The 19,384-nt window shown below is 72.9% G+C and carries 16 protein-coding genes and 1 pseudogene; 9 read left to right on the top strand and 8 right to left on the bottom strand.

What is annotated here, in order from left to right; genetic code table 11:
• Positions 1-44: 44 nt before the first annotated feature.
• Positions 45-797, bottom strand: coding sequence for a polysaccharide deacetylase family protein (locus AC0VY3_RS27970; RefSeq protein ID WP_181010731.1), 753 nt, complete (start codon positions 795-797; stop codon positions 45-47).
• Between the two features lie 310 nt (positions 798-1,107).
• Here AC0VY3_RS27970 and AC0VY3_RS27965 point away from each other — a divergent pair, with 310 nt between their 5' ends.
• The gene (locus AC0VY3_RS27965) at positions 1,108-1,590 is read left to right on the top strand and encodes a MarR family winged helix-turn-helix transcriptional regulator (RefSeq protein ID WP_103507560.1); all 483 of its coding nucleotides are present in this window, start codon (positions 1,108-1,110) and stop codon (positions 1,588-1,590) included.
• Positions 1,591-1,650: 60 nt separating this feature from the next.
• Here the strand turns inward: AC0VY3_RS27965 and AC0VY3_RS27960 are convergent, their stop codons facing one another.
• Complete coding sequence (locus tag AC0VY3_RS27960) at positions 1,651-2,445, bottom strand: protein phosphatase 2C domain-containing protein (protein ID WP_103507555.1); 795 nt, start codon at positions 2,443-2,445, stop codon at positions 1,651-1,653.
• Between the two features lie 364 nt (positions 2,446-2,809).
• Here AC0VY3_RS27960 and AC0VY3_RS27955 point away from each other — a divergent pair, with 364 nt between their 5' ends.
• Genes AC0VY3_RS27955 through AC0VY3_RS27935 form a run of 5 tightly spaced genes read left to right on the top strand, consistent with a single transcriptional unit; the run spans position 2,810 to position 8,864 of the window.
• Entirely contained in the window at positions 2,810-6,022 is a 3,213-nt protein-coding gene (locus AC0VY3_RS27955; protein ID WP_475551742.1) for a sensor histidine kinase, read from the top strand.
• Positions 6,019-6,525 (top strand): roadblock/LC7 domain-containing protein, encoded by a 507-nt coding sequence (locus AC0VY3_RS27950; RefSeq protein WP_103507138.1) that lies wholly within the window; start codon positions 6,019-6,021, stop codon positions 6,523-6,525. The genes AC0VY3_RS27955 and AC0VY3_RS27950 overlap by 4 nt, the downstream gene beginning before the upstream one ends.
• Positions 6,522-6,938, top strand: a complete 417-nt coding sequence (locus tag AC0VY3_RS27945; RefSeq protein ID WP_103507137.1) for a DUF742 domain-containing protein — start codon at positions 6,522-6,524, stop codon at positions 6,936-6,938. Before AC0VY3_RS27950 ends, AC0VY3_RS27945 begins: the two co-directional genes overlap by 4 nt.
• Positions 6,919-7,590, top strand: a complete 672-nt coding sequence (locus AC0VY3_RS27940) for a GTP-binding protein (RefSeq protein WP_103507136.1) — start codon at positions 6,919-6,921, stop codon at positions 7,588-7,590. The genes AC0VY3_RS27945 and AC0VY3_RS27940 overlap by 20 nt, the downstream gene beginning before the upstream one ends.
• Positions 7,591-7,628: 38 nt before the next feature.
• Complete coding sequence (locus AC0VY3_RS27935; RefSeq protein ID WP_475550879.1) at positions 7,629-8,864, top strand: styrene monooxygenase/indole monooxygenase family protein; 1,236 nt, start codon at positions 7,629-7,631, stop codon at positions 8,862-8,864.
• Between the two features lie 108 nt (positions 8,865-8,972).
• On the opposite strand, the gene AC0VY3_RS27930 is transcribed toward AC0VY3_RS27935, so the two are convergent.
• From AC0VY3_RS27930 to AC0VY3_RS27910, 5 genes are all read right to left on the bottom strand, one after another.
• Complete coding sequence (locus AC0VY3_RS27930; RefSeq protein ID WP_475550878.1) at positions 8,973-10,274, bottom strand: C40 family peptidase; 1,302 nt, start codon at positions 10,272-10,274, stop codon at positions 8,973-8,975.
• A gap of 165 nt (positions 10,275-10,439) precedes the next feature.
• A complete protein-coding gene (locus AC0VY3_RS27925) occupies positions 10,440-13,364 on the bottom strand; it encodes an outer membrane protein assembly factor BamB family protein (RefSeq protein ID WP_475550877.1) in 2,925 nt (974 codons plus the stop codon).
• Between the two features lie 114 nt (positions 13,365-13,478).
• The gene (locus AC0VY3_RS27920; RefSeq protein WP_086779598.1) at positions 13,479-13,754 is read right to left on the bottom strand and encodes a hypothetical protein; all 276 of its coding nucleotides are present in this window, start codon (positions 13,752-13,754) and stop codon (positions 13,479-13,481) included.
• 4 nt (positions 13,755-13,758) lie between these two features.
• On the bottom strand, positions 13,759-14,535 hold the full coding sequence (locus AC0VY3_RS27915) for a TetR/AcrR family transcriptional regulator (RefSeq protein WP_103507976.1): 777 nt from the start codon (positions 14,533-14,535) through the stop codon (positions 13,759-13,761).
• Positions 14,536-14,580: 45 nt separating this feature from the next.
• Positions 14,581-15,516 (bottom strand): AurF N-oxygenase family protein, encoded by a 936-nt coding sequence (locus AC0VY3_RS27910; RefSeq protein WP_103507975.1) that lies wholly within the window; start codon positions 15,514-15,516, stop codon positions 14,581-14,583.
• A gap of 247 nt (positions 15,517-15,763) precedes the next feature.
• Between AC0VY3_RS27910 and AC0VY3_RS27905 the strand changes: the two genes are divergently transcribed.
• From AC0VY3_RS27905 to AC0VY3_RS27895, 3 genes and pseudogenes are all read left to right on the top strand, one after another.
• Positions 15,764-16,876, top strand: a complete 1,113-nt coding sequence (locus AC0VY3_RS27905; protein WP_103507974.1) for a ferritin-like domain-containing protein — start codon at positions 15,764-15,766, stop codon at positions 16,874-16,876.
• A 56-nt stretch (positions 16,877-16,932) separates the two neighbouring features.
• Positions 16,933-17,184, top strand: a pseudogene (locus AC0VY3_RS27900) (ADP-ribosylglycohydrolase family protein); the annotation flags it as partial.
• A gap of 133 nt (positions 17,185-17,317) precedes the next feature.
• The gene (locus AC0VY3_RS27895) at positions 17,318-18,175 is read left to right on the top strand and encodes a hypothetical protein (protein WP_475550876.1); all 858 of its coding nucleotides are present in this window, start codon (positions 17,318-17,320) and stop codon (positions 18,173-18,175) included.
• 45 nt (positions 18,176-18,220) lie between these two features.
• Here the strand turns inward: AC0VY3_RS27895 and AC0VY3_RS27890 are convergent, their stop codons facing one another.
• The gene (locus AC0VY3_RS27890; protein ID WP_475550875.1) at positions 18,221-19,354 is read right to left on the bottom strand and encodes an amidase family protein; all 1,134 of its coding nucleotides are present in this window, start codon (positions 19,352-19,354) and stop codon (positions 18,221-18,223) included.
• Positions 19,355-19,384 lie beyond the last annotated feature (30 nt).

Below are 19,384 nucleotides of genomic sequence, written 5' to 3'. Positions count from 1 at the left end.
CCGGTCAACGGGGGGCGGGCCGTTCCGTGTGTCCGGGGCGCGGCTCAGGGGCGGTAGATCGTGCCCGGCTCCGGCTCGGCGGGGGCCATCAGCTCGGGGACGGTCACGAAGGTGTAGCCGTCCTTCTGGAGCGCGTCGATGATCCCGGGCACGGCGGGCACGGTGCCCCGGTAGATGTCGTGGAGCAGGATGATGCCGTCCTTGCTCGCCTGGTCCAGGATCCGCTTCTTGATCAGCGCCGAGTCGTTGGTCGAGTAGTCCTTGGCGGTGGCGCTCCACAGCACCTGGGAGAGTCCCAGGTCCTTGCTGATCTCCGAGACCGTGTCGTCGGTGCGGCCCTGCGGCGGACGCATCAGCCGGGGCTTCTTGCCGGTGATCTTCTCGATGGCCAGCTGCGTCTTCTCCAGCTCGGCGCGTATCTGATCCGGCTTCTGGTCGGTCAGGACCTTGTGCGTCCAGGTGTGGTTGGCCACCTCGTGGCCCTCGTCCTCGATGCGCTGCACCACGTCGGGGTGCTTGACGACGTGGTGCTTGCCCAGCAGGAAGAAGGTGGCGTGCACCTTCTTCTCCTCGAGGATGTCCAGCAGCCTCGGCGTGTCCTTGCCCGGCCCCGCGTCGAAGGTCAGGGCGATGCACTTGGCCTTGCGGCAGTCCACCGGACCGAACGAACCCTTGGCGTCCGAGGCCGCCTCGCCCCGTGCCGAGCCCGGCGCCGTCGTGTCCATCGAGCAGCCGCTCAGCGTCAGTGTGAGCGCGGTCACCAGCGCCGCGGTCAACCCCATCCCCGGCAACGGCATCTTTCTGGGCACGACGCATCACTCCTCTGTGCGGAAATCCGCACAGGTGTGCGGTGCACCGAGGACTATACACAGCGCGTATACGCGGAGTGCATAGTGGGGTCCCGGACCGCGGAAAGCCCCGTTGACCTGGGGTGCGGCCGCCGGGGTGGGGGAGCGGGCGCTCGGTGCGGGGCCGGCCGTCCGCGTTGCGCCGCCGGTCCCCTTCTGCGGAATACTGTCCGGGCTGCGACGTCGACCGGTCGCGGAAGAGGCTTTCGCCGGCAGGACGCCGCAGGAATCGGCAGGGCACCGTATGAGGGGTACCGACGTGCGCGGGAACGACATCGAGCCGGAGCCGGGCACGCCCGACGAGAGCGGCGTGGACCATGAGTTCCTGGCGCTGGAGCGTGAGCTGGCGGTGTTCCTGCGCCGGGCGCGGGCCAGCTCGGGCGAGATGGCCCGGGAGGTCCACCCCGAACTGGAGCCCGCCGCCTACGGATTGCTCGTCCGTCTGGAGGAGGCTGGCCGGCAACGGGCCACCGAGCTGGCCGCCTACTTCGGCGTCGGCAAGGCCACCATGAGCCGCCAGCTGCACTCCCTGGAGAACCTCGGGCTGGTGGCCCGCGAACCCGACCCGGCCGACGGGCGCGCCTGGCTCGTCCACCTCACCGACGACGGGCTGGCCCGCTTCCGCAGCGTCCGGGACGCCCGCCGCGGGCGCTATGTGCGCAAGCTGGCCGACTGGGACCGGGCCGAGATCGCCGAGCTGGCCCGGCTGCTGCACCAGCTGAACACCCGCGCGGAGAGCTGACCCGCCTCCCGTACGGGCCTCCGGCACCCGCCTCCCGTACGGGCCTCCGGCCTCCGGCGGTCAGCCCAGCTCCACCAGGAGCGCGGTCGCGTCGTCGTGCGTCTTGCCGCGCCCCAGCCGTACGCGCCCCGCCTCCGCATCGGCGAGCTCCAGCTCCCGCACCCGGTCGATCAGCCCCTGCGGCCCCGCCTTCCGCAGCAGCCCCAGCGCGCCCGTCCAGTCGCCCTCGCCGAACACCTCCGTCCAGCGGCTCGCCCCGTCCGTGAGCGCGGCGAGGGCCCGGACGCCGGCCGCCGGGGTGCTGCCCGTCACCGCACGCGCGGCCACCGACGGATCCGCGGCGGCCGTGAAGAAGCCGCCTTCCTTGTTACGGACCGTGGAGTCGGCGATCTCGTCGGACGCGAGCGAGCCCGGCGGCAGCCGGTCCAGCCGGTCGTCGAGAACCGCCCGGACCGTGCCGTCGGCGGACTCCAGCAGCAGGGCCGAGTCGGAGAGCACCAGGTGCTCGATCGTCTGTTCGTTCCAGCGTGCCAGGACCACGGTCGCCTGGGGCGTGCGCACGTGAGAAAGGTCACAGGTGGCCCGATGGGCGTCGGCTGTACGGGAGATGGCCGCGGCCAGGATCTCGGCCAGGGGCAGATCAGGGCGGGAACCGGACAGTTCCACCAGTGCGCCGCCCAGCCGTGCGGTGAACCACGGGACCGAGTGCACACAACCGTCGTCCCCGCGCGGCGGGGTGACGCCGTCGAGCACGACCAGCGCACCACCCTGGCCGGAGGCGGGAAGAGACCCGGACACCCAGTCCTCGTTGGGGCGTTCGGGACTGCCGGGAGCGGTGGCGAGTTCGATGCGCATACGGTCAGTCTGCACGAGCCCTTCACCATCCCCGCACGCGACCGGATTTGGCCTGTACCAGCAGGTCAACGGGTGCGTGCCGGCCGGAAGGGGCGGCTCCGGACCGATTGCGGGCGGGCATCCTGCCAAAGGCGGAGCGGAAGTTCCACCCCATGGTCCATGCATGGTCAGAGGCGCTCCAGGGCAGACTTGTTCGCCAACTCCGGAGTGATGTTCACTCCTTCGAGTGGCGGAGCGGTTGATGCGCGCCCCCCTCTCATAAGCGCTGGAATGGTCAGAAGCCGTACCAGGAGCGGGGCGCCCTTCCATGTGACCGTGCGTCACCTCTGCTTCAAGGGTGGACGAGTCAAGATTGCGAGCACCGGTGCAGAAGAAGCGGCCGCGGAGCAAGGGCACGACGCGCGACGGTTCCGGGGCGACGCCTCCGGCACCCGGCGCGGACAAGCGGACCGTGCGGGTACGCAGCCGACTGGTCGCCGGTGTCGCGGTCGTCGGCGTCATCGTCCTGGCGGCGGGCGCCCCCGCCGCACTCGGGGCCTCCGCCGATCTGAGCGAGTCCCAGCGGCTGGTCACCCTCGCCGAGCTGAACCAGCAGGCGGTCACCCTCGCGCACTCCCTCGCCGACGAACGTGACGCCATCACCGCGTACATCGCCGACGGACGCGACGAGGACGCCGACGACAAGGACGGCGCGGAGAACCGCACCGCACGCACCACCCGTGTCGACCAGCAGATCGACGAGATCCACGAGGCGGCCTCCGCGGCCCTGCGCCGCGACCTCTCGACGGTCGCCTCGCTGCGCCGCGACGCGCTGACCGGCAAGGGCTCGGCCCTGGAGGCGCACCAGGCGTACTCCGACGTCATCGCCAAGCTGCACGGCATCGCCGCCGAACTGGCGGAGAAGACCCCGCCGCGCGCCGCCGACGCCACCCGGGCCCCGCTCACCCTCGGCGGCGCGTCCGAACAGGCCTCCGCCACCCGCGGGCTCCTCCTCGCCGCGCTCGCCGTGCCGAGCCCCGAGCCGACGGCCCCGCAGACCGACCCCTTTACCGGGCTGCCCGTGCAGACCCAGGACGAGGACGCCACCCGGGCCGACCGCGAACGCGACGAGCTGAGCGCCGCCGCCCAGCAGGCCCGTGTCCGGGAGCTGGCCGCGCTCGCCGACTTCGACCAGGCGGCGGACCCGGAGGCCCGCGACAAGCTCTCCGACACCGTCACCGGACCCGAGGTCAACGACGCGGAGAAGTACCTCACCCGTCTCACCGACCGACCCGAACTCTCGGACGCCGAGCGCAGGGTCAGCCCCAAGAAGCTGGAGGCCGCGCTCTCCGCCCGCGTCGACCGGATGCGCAGCGTCGAGTCCGCCCTGACCACCGGCCAGGTCCGGCATCTGGAGGGCCTGCGCGACGACGACGTCACCGCTCTCGAACTGAGCATCGCCCTGCTCGGCGGCTGCTTCCTGCTCGCCGTCGGCGTCTCCACGGCCGTCGCCCGCACTCTCACCCAGCCGCTCGCCGTCCTGCGCATCGGCGCCGCGCGCCTCGCCGAGGACCCTTCGAGCGCCGAACCGGTCCGCTACACCGGCCGCAACGACGAGTTCGCCCAGGTCGTACGGTCGATGAACACCCTGCACGGCCGGCTCACCACCCTGCACCAGGACCTCGGCGGACGCGTCGAGAACCTCACCGCCGAACGGTCCGGCCTGATCAAGAGCCGGGAGACCCTGGCCCAGCAGCGGACCGAACTCCAGGAGCGGACCGCCGAGCTGACCACCCAGCTGGAGCAGCTGCGGAACACGGTCAACCACACCTTCGTCAACCTCTCCCTGCGTACCCTCGGCCTGGTCGAGCGGCAGCTCGGCGTCATCGAGGGCCTGGAGGAGCGCGAGCAGGACCCGGAGCGCCTGGCCACCCTGTTCAAGCTGGACCACATGGCCACGGTCATGCGCCGCCACAGCGAGAACATGCTCGTCCTCGCGGGCGCCGAACACGGCCACGCCCACGCCGGTCCGATCCCGCTGGTCGACGTTGCGCGCGCCGCCGTCAGCGAGATCGAGCGGTACGAGCGGGTGACCATCCAGTCCCTGCCGCCGCACGCCCAGATCGCCGGGTTCGCCGCCGACGACCTCAGCCACCTGCTGGCCGAACTCCTGGAGAACGCCACCTCCTTCTCGCCGCCGGACTCCCATGTCGAGCTGTCCGGCTGGCTGCTGGAGAGCGGTGAGGTGATGCTCTCCGTGTCGGACGAGGGCATCGGCATGTCGACGGTCCGGATGGACGAGCTGAATGCCAGGCTGGGCGACCCGGCCTCGTTCGAGGCCGGTGAGCAGAACGCCGACGGCGCCGGACTCGGTCTCCAGGTGACGTCGTTGCTGGCCGCCCGGCACGGAGTACGGGTCCAGCTGCGCGAGCAGAAGGGAAGTGGAGTGACGGCCGTCGTCGTCCTGCCGCAGGCCCTGCTGCCCAAGACCCTGCCCGCCGCCACCCCGCCCGCCGTGCAACTGCCCGGTGACGCGCCCACGCTCAACCTGCCGGGTTCGGTGGCCGAGGCCAACTCCAACGCCCTGCCGTGCCGTTCACCGCTCCCGGCGGCCGCGCCGGAGCCTGGCACACCCGCCGGGGCCGCTTCGGACCCGTCGGACCCGTCGGACCCGTCGGACCTGTCGGACAGCGACGGGGCGAACGCACCGGAGCCGGTGGCCGAGCCGGTCGCCGAGGCGCCTCCCGCCGTGGACCCGATGATCGCCGCCGCCGAGCGGACGATCCGTGAGAACGCCGCCGAGAGCGCCGGGTCCGACGAGACCCCGGAAGCCACCGCCGTACCGCAGGAGCAGCCGGAGCAGGCGCAGCAGGAGCAGGACGCACAGCACCCGTTCACGGAAGCCGAGCCCGAGGCCGCCGCCGCAACCGGTACCGATGCCGGCGCCGGGCCGGGCACCGAGCCGGACGTCGAGTCGGAGTCCGAGATCACGCTGCAGGTCCGCCTGCCGAAGCCGCCGGCCGACCCGGCCGGCCCGGAGCTCCTGCCGGACCCCGCCGTCCCGGCGCCGGCCGACCCGTACGCCATCGGCCCCGACCGCCACGAGCGCCCGGCCGAGAACGGCCCGGGCGACCAGGACCCGGACGGGCCCGCGTTCCGCCCCGCGCCGCACGCCGAGGCCGCCGCCGGCCCCGCGCCCGCCGAGACCGTCCCCGGACCCCGCCTCCCCGAGGCCGGACGGATCACGGACAAGGGGCTGCCGAAGCGCACCCCCAAGGTGGTCCGGCCCGACACCGCTCCCGCCACCGGGCGCACCGGCAGCCTGGACCGGGACGCCCTGCGCCGCCGGCTCGGCAGCTTCCACCAGGCGGCGGAGGAGGGCCGGCGCGACGTCGAGGCGGAGATCGCCGAGACCGGCGGCATCGCCCTCGCCGCTCTCGGAGGCGTACCCGCCGACCGCACCGGGCACCAGAGCACCACCGCACCGACCACGGACACCGCACGGAACGCAAGGACCGCCCGGGCCGCCGAGACCGGCGGCCGGGCGGACGGCCGGAACGAAGAGACGGGGGACACAGTCGAGGAGGCACGCAGTTGACTGCGCCCAGCACATTCGGGCTGAGTACCGAGGCCCGGAACCTTCACTGGTTGCTGAGCAATCTCGTGGAGGAGGTGCCAGGGGTCCACTCGGTCACCGTCGTCTCGTCCGACGGCCTGATGCTGCTCTCCTCCGACCCCGGCCATCTGACCGCGACGGCGGCCGGACCGGCCATCGGGACGTCGGACGGGCCCACCTCGGACGGGCCCAAGGGGTCCAGCGCCGACCTGGCCACGATCGTCTCCGGCATCGGTTCGCTGACCGTCGGCGCGGCGAAGCTGATGGACGGCGGCGGCGTCAAACAGACGATGGTCGCCATGGACGAGGGCAGTGTCTTCGTCATGTCGATCAGCGACGGCTCCCTGCTCGGCGTCCACGCCACCCCGGACTGCGACATGAGCGTCGTCGCCTACCACATGGCCCTCTTCGTCGGCCGGGCCGGACACGTACTCACCCCCGAACTCCGCAGTGAGCTGCGCACATCGTTGGAGAGCGCCCAGTGACCACCGCCGCCGCAGAACCCGCCCCCCGCCTCCCCGTCCGCGGGGCCGACAAGCGCCCCGCCCGGGTCCGCCCGTACTCCCTCACCGGCGGCCGCACGCGATTCGGGCACGTCCTGCTGGTCGAGACGTTCGTCGCCGCCCTCGAAGCACCCGACGAGCGCCGCGAACTCACCAACGGCAACCTCGCGTCGCGGGTGATGCCGGAGCTCCAGGCCATCGTCGAAATCTGCCGCCGGATGCGTACGGTCGCGGAGATCTCGGCCCTGCTGAAGATGCCGCTCGGAGTCGTCCGGGTGCTGCTCAGCGACCTGGCCGACCAAGGAAAGATCCGCGTGTACGGGACCGGTCACGGCACCGGCCAGCCCGACCGCGCACTGCTCGAAAGGGTGCTCAATGGACTCCGCCGTCTCTGAGGCGCCGCTCTTCGCCCCGCGTCAGCCGGGGGCCCGGGACCAGGCGTCAGGTCCCGTGGACCAGGCCGAGGAGTCGCTCCAGGCCTGGCAGCTCGACCACACCCGCGCGCCCACCGCCACCAAGATCGTGGTGGCGGGCGGCTTCGGCGTCGGCAAGACCACGTTCGTCGGCTCGGTCTCCGAGATCACGCCGCTGCAGACCGAAGCGCTGATGACGCAGGCCAGCGAGGAGACCGACGACCTCTCCGCGACACCGGAGAAGACCACCACGACGGTGGCCATGGACTTCGGCCGTCTCACCCTCGACGACGACCTCGTCCTGTACGTCTTCGGCACCCCGGGCCAGCAGCGCTTCTGGTTCATGTGGGACGACCTGGTGCGCGGGGCGATCGGCGCGGTCGTCCTCGCCGACACCCGGCGTCTGGAGGACTGCTTCCCGGCGCTCGACTACTTCGAGAGCTGCGGCCTGCCGTACATCGTGGCGGTCAACCACTTCGAGGGGACGCCGGGTTACGAGCCGGAGGACGTCCGCGAGGCCCTGACCGTACCCCCGCAGGTGCCGATAGTGATCATGGATGCGCGTAACAGGATCACGGTCGTCGAGTCGCTGCTGGCCCTCGTGGGGCATGCTCTCGACGTCACCCCCGCCTGACGCCTCGAATCAGAAACGACGGAGCACGGAGAGCCGCGATGCGGAAGATACTCATAGTCGGAGCCGGTCAGTCCGGGCTCCAGCTGGCCCTGGGGCTGCAGTCCAGAGGCTACGAAGTCACCCTGATGTCCAACCGCACCGCCGACGAGATCCGCACCGGGCGGGTCATGTCCACGCAGTGCATGTTCCACACCGCGCTCCAGCACGAGCGGGACTACCAGCTGAACTTCTGGGAGTCCCAGGCCCCGGAGATCGAGGGCCTCGGCGTCTCCGTCGCCGCCCCCGACTCCTCCCGCGCCGTCGACTGGGTCGGCAAGCTCGACGGCTACGCCCAGTCCGTCGACCAGCGCGTGAAGATGGCCGGCTGGATGGAGACCTTCGCCCAGCGCGGCGGGCAGCTCGTCATCCACGGCGCCGCCGTCTCCGACCTGGACTACTTCTCCCGCACCTACGACCTGGTGATGGTCTCGGCCGGCAAGGGCGAGCTGGTCTCCATGTTCGGCCGGGACGCGGCCCGTTCCCCGTTCGACGCCCCGCAGCGCGCGCTGGCCGTCGCCTACGTCCACGGCATGGGCCCGCGTCCGGAGCACCCGGAGTTCGACGCGGTCCGGTGCAACCTGGTGCCGGGCGTCGGCGAGCTGTTCGTGATGCCGACGCTCACCACCTCCGGCCGTGCCGACATCCTCTTCTGGGAGGGCGTCCCGGGCGGACCGCTCGACGCCTTCCAGGGCATCAAGGACCCCTCCGAGCACCTGGCGAAGACGCTGGAGCTGATGGAGAAGTTCACGCCGTGGGAGTACGCCCGCGCCACCAGGGTCGAGCTGACCGACGCCAACGGCACCCTCGCCGGCCGCTACGCCCCCACGGTCCGCAAGCCGATCGGCCGGCTGCCCGGCGGCGGCCTGGTCCTCGGCGTCGCGGACGTCGTCGTGGCCAACGACCCGATCACCGGCCAGGGCTCCAACTCGGCCTCCAAGTGCGCCAACTCCTACCTGGACTCGATCATCGAGCACGGTGGGAAGGAGTTCGACGCGGCGTGGATGCAGTCCACGTTCGACCGCTACTGGGAGACCGCGCAGCACGTCACGAAGTGGACCAACGCGATGCTCGGCGTCCCGCCGGAGCACGTGCTGAACCTGATCGGCGCCGCCGGCGGGCTCCAGCCCGCCGCCGACCGCTTCGCCAACGGGTTCAACGACCCGGCGGACTTCGAGAACTTCTTCTACGAGCCCGAGAAGACCAACGCCTACCTGGCCTCGCTCACCGGGGCCTGAGCGCCCCGATCACCCGCTCCGGCGGCCGGACCAGCACCGTCGGTCCGGCCGCCGAGTTCTGCCCGTGCTTCTTGGCTCCTCGGCCCTTCGGCCGCTTGTCCGTGCCGTTCAGGAGGCGTCCGGTGGTGCCGCGTCCGTGCTGTACCCGGTGTCCGCGCCGTCGCGTGCGCCCTCGGGGAGTTCCGGGAGCGTGTACGTGGACAGTGGGGCGCCGCCGGGGTCGGGGCGGACGGCTCCCAGCAGCGGGTTCGACGCCAGGGGCGAGACCTTGACCTTGGTGCCGGGGCGGGGCGCCTGCACCACCAGGCCGTTGCCGATGTACAGCGCCACATGGGTCGCCTTCGGGAAGTAGATCACCAGGTCACCGGGGCGCAGCGCGGAGACCGGCACCTTCGGGAGCTGCTTCCACTGCTCCTGCGAGGTGCGCGGGATCGCCCGCCCCGCCGCCTCCCAGGCCTGGGAGGTGAGCCCGGAGCAGTCGAAGGAACCGGGGCCCTCGGCGCCCCATACGTACGGCTTGCCGATCTGCCGGACCGCGTACGCGACGGCGTCGCCGCCCTGCCGGGTCGGCGGCCGGGTGGAGCTGAGCGCCCCGGAGGCGACCAGTTCGCGCTGGGCCTTGTCCACGCCCTGCTGTTCGAGGCCGGCGAGCTGGGCGATCTGCTCCTCGGAGAGCGTGGCCAGCAGCCCCTCGACCTCCTTGAGCCTGCCGCGTACGGTGTCGCGCTGCTTCTTCTGCCGGCCGGCCAGCTTCTTCTGCTCGTCCAGCGCCTTGCGGGAGGCGGCGGCCAGGGTGTCGGCCCGCCGGGCGGCGTCGGTCATCCGGTCCACCGTCGCCGCGCGGTTCGCGGCCAGCCGCCCCACGACATGGCTCTGGTCCAGGGCCCGCAACGGGTCGCGGGCCAGCAGCAGTTGGAGGTAGGCGGAGAAATCGGTACGCCCCTGGTACTGCTCCCGGGCCAGCCGCCCGGCGTCCCCGCGGCTGAGCTCCAGCGCGGCCCGGGCCTTCGCCAGGTCCGCGTTCACCTTCTTCACCTGCGCGGTCCGTCGCTTCAGCTTCTCGGCGGTGGCGTTGTAGTTCTCGGCCGCCTCCTCCGCCGCCCGGTAGCGGGTCTGCAGCTCGCGCAGCAGGGCGACGACGCTCCTGGGCGCCTCGGGTGCGCCGAGGGCGGTCTCGGCATCGACCTCCGGCGCGTCGGTCCCGTCGGTCCCGTCGGTCTCGCCGGTCTCGCCGGGCCCGTCGGTCCCGTCGGTCTCCTCCGGAGTGTCCGATGCGTCCGGGGCGTCTGCCTCGTCGGATTCCCGGGAGGGTACGGGGCCGGGCTCGGCCCGTGCGACGGTGGCGGGCGAGACCGTGAGCGCCGTGGTCAGCACGGTCGCGCAGGCCGCGCGCAGGAGTCTGCCTGACACGACATCACCTCCGTGACGGAGACGAAGCCCGGCACCGGGCTCGTCCATAAATGGGCGAATCCGATAATCCGGTCACTCGATGTCGGGTGACGCAAGCACCGTGCGGCGTGCCGTCCGGGGGTTCCCCCGGACGGCGGTGGTGACGACGCAAGGGCGTCGGTCCGCCTAAGCCACCGGGAAGGCGTAGAAGGACCTGTCCCGCTGGACGACGACGGTCTCGCCGGAGGCGAGCGCCCGGTACGGCGCGCTCACCGTCGCCCCCTTCGGGTCGGCCGACCCGATGTCCTGGAACTTCCACAGCCGCTCGCCGTCGGCCGCCGAGAACACCGTGACCTGGATGGCGTCGGCGGCGATCAGGGTCTTCTCGCTGCTGCTCAGGGTGAGCGAGGGGGCGTTGCCGATGCCCGGCACCTCGGTGGAGCGACGCCACACGAGCCGGCCGCTCTCCCGCTCCACCGCGCCGACCAGCCGGCTGCGTTCGGTGGTGTGGATCAGGGGCCCGGCGATCAGCGGGGTGCCGAACCAGGAGCCGTCACTGCCCTCGACACGCCACAGCGGCTTCGTCGTGTCCGTCTCGAAGGCCTGGAGATCCTGGCCGACCGCCGCGTACAGCGTCCCGTCCTCGTCGCCCGTGGTGGCGGCCTCCAGGGAGGCCGCGCCGTACTTCTTGGTCCACAGCAGCTTGCCGGTCCTCTGGTCGAACGAGCGGACCGAGCCCTTGCCCTTGGCCGCCTTGACCTCGGCCGCCGTCAGGGTGACCGCGTCCTGCCGTACGAGAACGTCGGCGGAGCGCTCCGCGACCACCCGGTAGGCGGGGGTGCCCGGGGAGCGGCCCGCGGGCACGGCGGTCCGCCACAACTCCTTGCGCTGCACGATGTCGTACGCGAAGAAGTGGGCCTGGACGACTTCCTTGTCCTTCTCCTTCTTCTTGCCCTTCTTCGGCTTCGGGGCCTTCACGGTGACGGTGTGCGATCCGGTGAACCAGATGACCGGCCCGGAACTCCCGGCCAGCCGCCCGACGGTGAGGCCCGGCAGGTCGGCGAAGGCTTCGGTGTAGCGCACGCGGTGCACGACCTTGCCGTTCTTCGGCGACAGCCACAGGAACTCCGTGGGGCTCGCCACGAAGACCAGATCGTCGCCCGCCGCCAGCGCGGCCTGCCCCTTCGCCCCGTCCGCGCGCTGCCACAGCCGCTTGCCGGTGCGCAGGTCCACGGCGCTGGCCTGGCTCTCGCTGGTCACCACCAGGAGCTTGTCCTGCCATACGGCGGTGGTGAGCGGGGACGACTCGGAGGCCGGGTGCGCGTAGATCCAGCGCGGCTCGGGGGCCTGTCCCGGGAGCGTACGGCGGGGCTTCGGCGCGGGCTTGTCGTCGGTCGCCGCCGCCGTGTCCCCGGAGCCGAGCGCGGCGACCGAACCGCCGCCCACGACCAGCCCGCCGACGGCCGCCGCCGCGATGGTCAGCAGTGTCCGGCGGCTCGCGCCGGGGTCGGGCGCCGGTGCGGGCGCGGGAGGCAGCGGCAACGACACCATCGGGCCGCCGCCGGGCCCACCGGGCCCCGCCGGTCCGGCCGGCAGCGCGGCGGCGGGGTACGGGGCGGGCCCGCCCTGCGTGTGGCTCGGCCTCTGCTGCGGCTGCTGAGGTTGTTGCGGGGTGCCGGGGGCGGCGGGCAGTGCGGGCGCCATCGGGTGGGCCGCCGGGACGAGGGCGGCGCCCGGGGGTGCGGTGAGTTCGTGGGGGAGTGCGAGCTGGGTCGTGGGGCGGTCGTTCCGCGGCGGTCGCGGCCCGGTGTTGAGGAACCGCGTGGTGCCCCGGTCCTCACCGATGCCCCCGTCGCTCGCGGAAGCGGAAGCGGAAGCGGCGGTGGGTGCTTGCGACGCGGGGGCGTTCACCGGCGAGGCATCGGCCGGCGAGGCATCCGCCGGTGGTGCGTCGGCCGGTGACGCGTCCGTCTGCGACGCGTCCGCCGGTGGGACGGGCAGCGGCCGGGCGTCCTGCGGCTCCGGGACCGCGCGCGGGTCCTCGGGCCGGGCGTCGTCCGTACGCGGGCCCTCGGGCCGGGCGTCGTCCGTACGCGGGCCCTCGGGCCGGGCGTCCTCGGGCTCCGGGGCCTCCTCCGGCCCGGAGTCCTCGGCCCCGGACGCCGACTCGGCCTCCGGCTCCGTGTCCTCCTCCGGTGGCTCCAGGGCCAGGACCCGCGCCTCCTGGTCCGTGACCGCCGCCGCGAGCCGTTCGGGGAGCCAGCCGCCCCGGGCGAGGCCCGCCGCGCCCTCCAGGGCCAGTTCGGCGGCCACCGTGCCGGCGGCGGGCCGCTCGGCCGGGTCCTTCGCCAGGCAGCTCGCGATCAGCTCGCGCAACGGGTCCGGTACGGCGTCGAGTTCGGGCTCGTCCTCGGCGATCCGGCGGGCGGCCTCCTCGGCCGGGCCCTCCGTGAACGGGGTCGTCCCGGTCGCCGCGTACGCCAGCAGCAGCCCCAGCACGAACAGGTCGGAGGCGGCGGAGACCTCCTTGCCCTCGATCTGCTCGGGCGTCAGGTAGCCGAGCCGTACCGAGAGCTGGCCGCCCGGACCCACCTCCGCCGAGGCGGCGGCGCCCAGCGGGCCGAAGGCGGTGAGGCGGGGCCCGTCGGCGGCCAGCAGCACCGTGCCGGGGGCCAGCCCCTGGAGCGCCGAGCCGGAGGCGTGCACCCGGGAGAGGATCTCGGCGATGCCCGCGCCCAGTATCCGCAGGGCCCGCTCGGGCAGCGGACCGGCGATCCCGATCGCCTCGGCCAGCGGCAGCGCGGGCACGTAACCCGCCGCCGTCCACAGCGGTTCCGGCCCGTCCGCAGGGGCCTCCGGCTCCTCGCCGGTGTCGACGGGCGGGCTCACCCAGCCGCCCGCGAGGCGCTCGGCGGTGCGCGCCTCGGCCCGGAAGCGGCGGCTGAAGACCGGTACGGCGGCCAGTTCGGGGCGCGCGGCGGTGACGAGGGCCACCTCGCCGGTGGCGGTGTCCCGGGCCACGTACCGTACGGCGCTCGCGCCTTCGTGGAAGCGGGCCAGCGCGGTGAAGCGGCCGAAGCGGCGTGGATCGTCCTGACGCAGCGCCTCCATGGCGCACCCCCCTTGTGACCGTCCTCCGGCAGCCGAGTGACCCGGCGCTCGGCACCTGACCGTCGATCTTAGACCGACCGGCCCGTGCCGTACGCGAGAGCCGCCCGCCGGGGTTCAGTCGCGGCTCGGCGGCTTGGACCAGGGCCACTTGAGCGTGCGGTGCTCGCGGCCGCCGGGGGCGTACTCGTACACCCAGCCGCGCTGGAGCCCGAGCCGCTTGGTGTAGCCGGCGGGGACGCGCTGGTACGCGTACACGGTGGCGGGGCCGCCGTCGGGGGAGGGCACCGGGACCTCGTACCACTTCGGCGGGTGGCCGGTCGGGCCTAGCAGGATCGGCAGGACCCGGCCGTCCAGGGGGCCGCCGCGGAAAGGGGTGTTCTCGCTCTTCACCGGGTCAGTCTGACGCAGCGGCCGGGGGCAGCAGGTGCGCCGCCTCCGCGACGACCGGAATCACCCGTTCCGCCAGCTGTCCCGCCGGGCCGCCGGGCCGCTCCAGGGCCAGCAGCTCGTTCACCACCACCGCGGTCTCCGGGTCGGTGGCGGCGGTCGCGGTGAGCAGGGCGATCAGGTGGTCGACGAGCCAGCCGCGCAGCTCGGCCGCGTCCGGCCGCTTCCCGTCGTCGAGCCAGATCAGCGAGGCCGCCTCGACGGCCGCGATCCAACTGCGCACCATCATCCGCAGCCTCGGCCCGGCGGGCTGCTCCCCGGCCCCGCCGATCCGCCCGAGATGGCGCAGGATCTCGTCGGCCGCCGCCCGGCGCACCCCGTCCACGATCGTCGTCGTACGGGAGGTCTCCACGACGCTGCCGCCGCGCAGCAGGGCGCTGAACCCGGTGTCGTGCTCGTCGACGAAGCGCAGATAGCGGTCCAGGACCCGGGCGACCCGCTCGGTGGGCGGGCCGGCCGGCGGTTCGGTGAAGCACAGCGTCAGCTCGTCGGCCGCCGAGCCGAGCGCGGCCTCGTACAACTGCTGCCGCCCGCCGGGGAAGTAGCGGTAGACGAGCGGCCGGGACACCCCGGCCGCCACCGCCACCTCGTCGAGCGAGACCTCGTCGGGCGCCCGGTGGGCGAACAGGCCGAGCGCGGCGAGGAGCAGCTGGGAGCGGCGCTCCTCCACGCTGAGCCTGCGGTACGTCGCCCGGGGCGGCGGGACTGCGGCGGTGGACGTCATGCCACCGAGCCTACGACAGGCCCTGCCGGGGTCGGCCGGTACACCTCAGGCCAGCAGGCCGGAGCTTCGCCACAGCCGGCGGCCGACGCCGTTCAGCAGCCCGATGTCGTCGAAGAAGTCGGTGAGCCGTTTCGCGCCGGTCTGCATGACCTCGGCGCGGTGCCCGCTGGCCTTCACCTGGGCGACGGCCTCGCGGCGGTCCAGGCCGACGTTCTCGTACACCTGCGGGTTCACGAAGCAGACGGAGAAGACCCGGGCCGCCTCGCCGCAGCTGACCTTGGTGAGTTCGCGCTCCCAGCGCGGGGCGGTCACCATCTGGCGGCGCAGCTCCTCGCGGGCGTACCGGACGTGCCGGGCCTCCTCGATCACATGGATCCGGGTCACGCCGCGCACCAGCGTCTGCACCCGCTCGTCCGGGAACGTCAGCCGCTGCATCCAGTCGAGGATCTCCTCGCCCAGCAGGGTCGCGGCGAACGAACCGGGGGTGGTGGAGACGGTCTTCAGGACGCGCGCGAGGTTGTGGTAGACGCGCGGCACCGGATACGTCGGGGCGCCGCCCCAGTCGATCATGCGGCCGAACATCATCGAGTGCCGGCACTCGTCGGCTATCTCGGTGAGCGCGTAGCGGACGTGGTTGCTGGTCACCGGCTTGTCGTAGATGTGCCGGACCAGCAGCTGCATCAGGATGATCTCGAACCAGATGCCGAGCGAGGCGAGCGCCGCGCCTTCGTGCCGGGAGAGGTCCAGGCGCTGTTCCTCCGACATCCGGTGCCACATCGGGGTGTCGTACAGCGAGAGCAGCTCCGGCGGCCAGAACCACCTGCCCTCCTCGACGGCCGCGTCCCAGTCGAGTTCGGTGTCGGGGTCGAAGGAGTGCTTGGCCGAGGATTCGAGCAGCCGCAGGGCGATCTGCTCGCGGTCGCGGAGCGGCCCGAGCGCGTCGCGGAGCACGGTCACATCGCGAGCGGTGACGGTCGTCATGGCGGGAGCACCTCACACAGGGGTTACCGGGAACGGGGGTTACCGGCGGTCACCCCTTATGAGACTGCCTGTCAGCAAGGCCGTCAATCCCTTGCGCGCGACTCCGTACGACTCCGTACGACTTGTTGACCCGCTGTCTACCAACGTGTGAACCTGCCGGGGAGGCGGCTGACGCACGCGCTCAACTGCCTTCGGCGTCACGGAACTTGTCGATCACGTCCCGCTGTCCGAGGCGAAGGAGCCGTCCGTGTCCACTCATGACCTCTACACCACCCCGCCCGCCGAACCGGTCTGGCAGGTCCCCGCCACTGGAGCCGCCCGGTTCAGCTGGGACTACGACGACGGCCGCGAGCGCCTCCTCGCCCTCTACCAGAAGGGCAAGGACAAGCAGTGGGACGGCAACAAGCGCATCGACTGGTCCCTGGAGGTCGACCCCGCCGACCCGCTCGGCACCCCCGACGAGGCGCTCACGCTGTACGGCACCCCGCACTGGGCGAAGATGACCGAGAAGGACCGGGGCGAGCTGCGCAAGCACTACACCTCCTGGCAGTTCAGCCAGTTCCTGCACGGCGAGCAGGGGGCGATGGTGTGCGCGGCGCGCATCGTGGAGTCCGTCCCCGACCTGGACGCCAAGTTCTACTCCGCCACCCAGACCATGGACGAGGCCCGGCACGCGGAGATCTACGGCCGGTTCCTGCACGAGAAGATCGGCATGCTCTACCCGGTCAACGACAACCTCCAGGGGCTGCTGGGCGACACCCTGCGCGACTCCCGCTGGGACATGCCCTACCTCGGCATGCAGGTCCTCATCGAGGGCCTGGCGCTGGCCGCCTTCGGGATGATCCGCGACACCACGACCAAGCCGCTGCCCAAGCAGATCCTCGCGTACGTCATGCAGGACGAGGCCCGGCACGTCGCGTTCGGCCGGATGGCGCTGCGCGACTACTACAAACAGCTGAGCGGCGCCGAACTCCGCGAGCGCGAGGAGTTCGTCATCGAGGGCTGCTACCTGATGCGCGACCGGCTCAGCGGCGTCGAGGTCCTGGAGAACTTCGGCATCGGCAAGCAGGAGGCGAAGGACCTCTCCGAACACTCGGAGTACCTCCAGCTCTTCCGCAAGCTGCTCTTCAGCCGGATCGTCCCGTGCGTCAAGGACATCGGCCTGTGGGGCCCGCGGCTCCAGAAGGCGTACGTCGACATGGGCGTCCTCGAACTCGGCGACTCCAACCTCGACCTGCTGATGTCGCAGGACGAGGAGATAGCCGAGGAACTGGACCGCGAACGCTTCGCAGCCGAGGAGCGGGCCCGGGTGGCGGAGGTCGCGGACGCGATCGACGAGGGGGCCGCCGACGCCGCCTGAGGGGCGTTGCGGCGGGTGGGGCCGACAAGGGATGTACGAGGACGGGCCAGGCGGTCAGCACCGGACCGTGGCCGGCCGCGGACCTCCTCGGCAACGGGCAGCGCATACGGGCCGACGACACCGTGCCCTTCGCGCTGTGGAGCGCTGCCCGTCACGGGGACGACCTGGAAGCGGCGCTCTGGGCGACCGCGGCGGGCCTCGGCGACGTCGACACCACGTGCGCCATCACCGGCGGCGTGGTCGGGGCGGCGACCGGGACGGCCGGGGCGCCGGAGGAGTGGCTGCGCGGACGCGAGCTGTTGGGGTGAGTTGTAGGGGGGAGCCTCTGAAAGGAGGTGAGCCGGGCGCGCGGAGTCCCTTGCCCCGGCCGCATTCTCTCGACCTGATACCGATATCGGCCGGACCGAAATTCCGTTCGCAAACGTGTCGTAACGTGAGCCCATGACCACCCCGCCGCACCCGCCGCAGGGCCCCTACGGGCCGCCTCCCCCGCAGAACCCCTACGGCCCGCCGCCGGTCGCCCCGGGGGCCGTGCCGCAGCAACAGCCGTACGGCTACCCGCAGCAGCCCCCGCCCCCGCCCCAGCAGGGTGGCTGGGGGCAGCCCGGCATACCCGGCGGGGGCGGCCCGGCGATGGGCGGCTGGCCGCCGGCGGGCCCGCAGCCGCCGCGCCGCAGGCGGACCGGGCTGATCGTCGGGATCGCGGTCGGCGCGGTGCTGGCGGCGGGCGGCATCGTCTACGGCGTCACCCAGCTCGCCGACAAGGGCAGCGACCTGGTGTACCCGAAGGCGGAGTACCAGCTCACCGTGCAGAAGAAGCTCCTGGACGGCGAGTTCGGCCTGGGCCAGGACCTGTCGGAGACCGAGGGCAAGGAGATCGAGGACACCCCCGACCCCAGCATCCGGAACGCCGAGGCGGTCGTCGCGCACTACACCTCGGCCAAGGGCGGCGCGCTGGTGCTCTCGGGGATGTACGGGCGGCTGGCCAGCCCCGGTTTCATGCGCGGCGAGATCATGAAGGGCGCGGCGGAGGCCGACGGCGCGAAGCTCATCGTGCCTCCCGAGGAGTTCAGACCCGAGGGGTACGACATCACGATCGAGTGCCAGGTCGTGCAGTCGAAGGAGGCCGGCGGCGCCGTGAACATTCCCATGTGCGCCTGGGGCGACGACAACACCGCCGCGATGGTCGCGCTGATCCGCCCGGAAACCGTGCTCAAGGACGCCAAGTCCGTGGACCTGGCGAGCGCGGCGGCGGAGACGGCCAAGGTGCGTGAGGAAGCCCGCAAGCCGATCGGCTGACCGGGGTTCCTCGTCCGGGGCGGCCGAGCGCCCGGGGCCGGGTCGTCACCGCGCGGCCGCGGGCGGTCTCCGGGCCGGGGGCAGGGCGTCCTCCACCGCGCGGGCCGCGGCGAGCAGCCGGAGGTCCGCGCCGTGCGCCGCCACCAGCTGGAGCCCCACCGGACAGCCGTCCCCGGTGAATCCGGCGGGCAGGCTCGCCGCCGGATGCCCGCTCAGGTTGAACGCCCAGGTGAGCGCCGTGGAGTAGAAGGAGCCCGGACCCTCGTGGCCGTGCGGCCGGTTCGGTGTGGCGGGGGTCAGCAGCAGGGTCCCGCCGGCGAGCAGCGCCGCCAGCCGCTCGTCGTTCGTCCGTCGTACCCGGACCGCCTCCGGGTCGTCCGGCGCCCCGCCCCGTACCGCCGTCCAGGCGCCCACCGGGTCGAGCAGCCCGGCGGCGCGCTCCACCAGGCGTACGGTCCCCGCCGCGACCAGCCGGTCCACCGCCCTGCCGATGACAGCGGCCACCTCCGGGTCCACGTCCGCGAATCCGAGGTCCTCGCTGTACACGGCGGGCAGAGGCAGAGGCAGAGGCAGAGGCAGAGGCATCGGCAGGGGAGGGGCGGCGGTGGGCGGCTCGTCCCCGTCCAGCACCCGGCGCAGATACGGCTCCGCCGCAGCCGCCGACCGGGCGAGCACCCCGGCCGATGCCAGCCCGGACCGGTCGGGCGAGGGGAGCAGCCCGTTCGTCGTCTTCAGCCCGAACACCCCGCACCAGGCGGCCGGGATGCGGACCGACCCGGCCCCGTCGCTGCCCGTCGCCAGCTCCACCATCCCCGCCGCCACCGCGACCGCCGACCCGGCCGATGAGCCGCCCGGAGTCCGGTCCGCCCGCCACGGGTTGACCGTACGGCCGTGCGCGCCCTGCCCCCAGGTCTGCCAGTGGGTGCCGGGCCCGGGCACCGAGGTCGCGCCGACCGGGACCCCGCCCGCCGCGATCAGCCGGCGGGCCGCGAAGGACCGGATTCCGGCGGGGCCCTTCACCGCGAACGGCAGCCCGCCCAGCGGCAGTCGCCGTGCCACGGCCTCCCGTTCGCGTGCGAGCGCCTCGTCCGGCCAGACCTCGATGAACGCGTGCAGCGCCGGGTCCAGCCGGTCGATCCGCTCCAGGGTCCGCGCCACGGCGGACGGTATCGGTGTCACGGGACCAGTCTGCCGCTGCCCCGACGCACC

The sequence above is a fragment of the Streptomyces sp. iso_384 genome, assembly GCF_056172905.1.
Note: the sequence above shows the minus strand (reverse complement) of the source record. Positions and strands in the feature narration are given on the sequence as shown.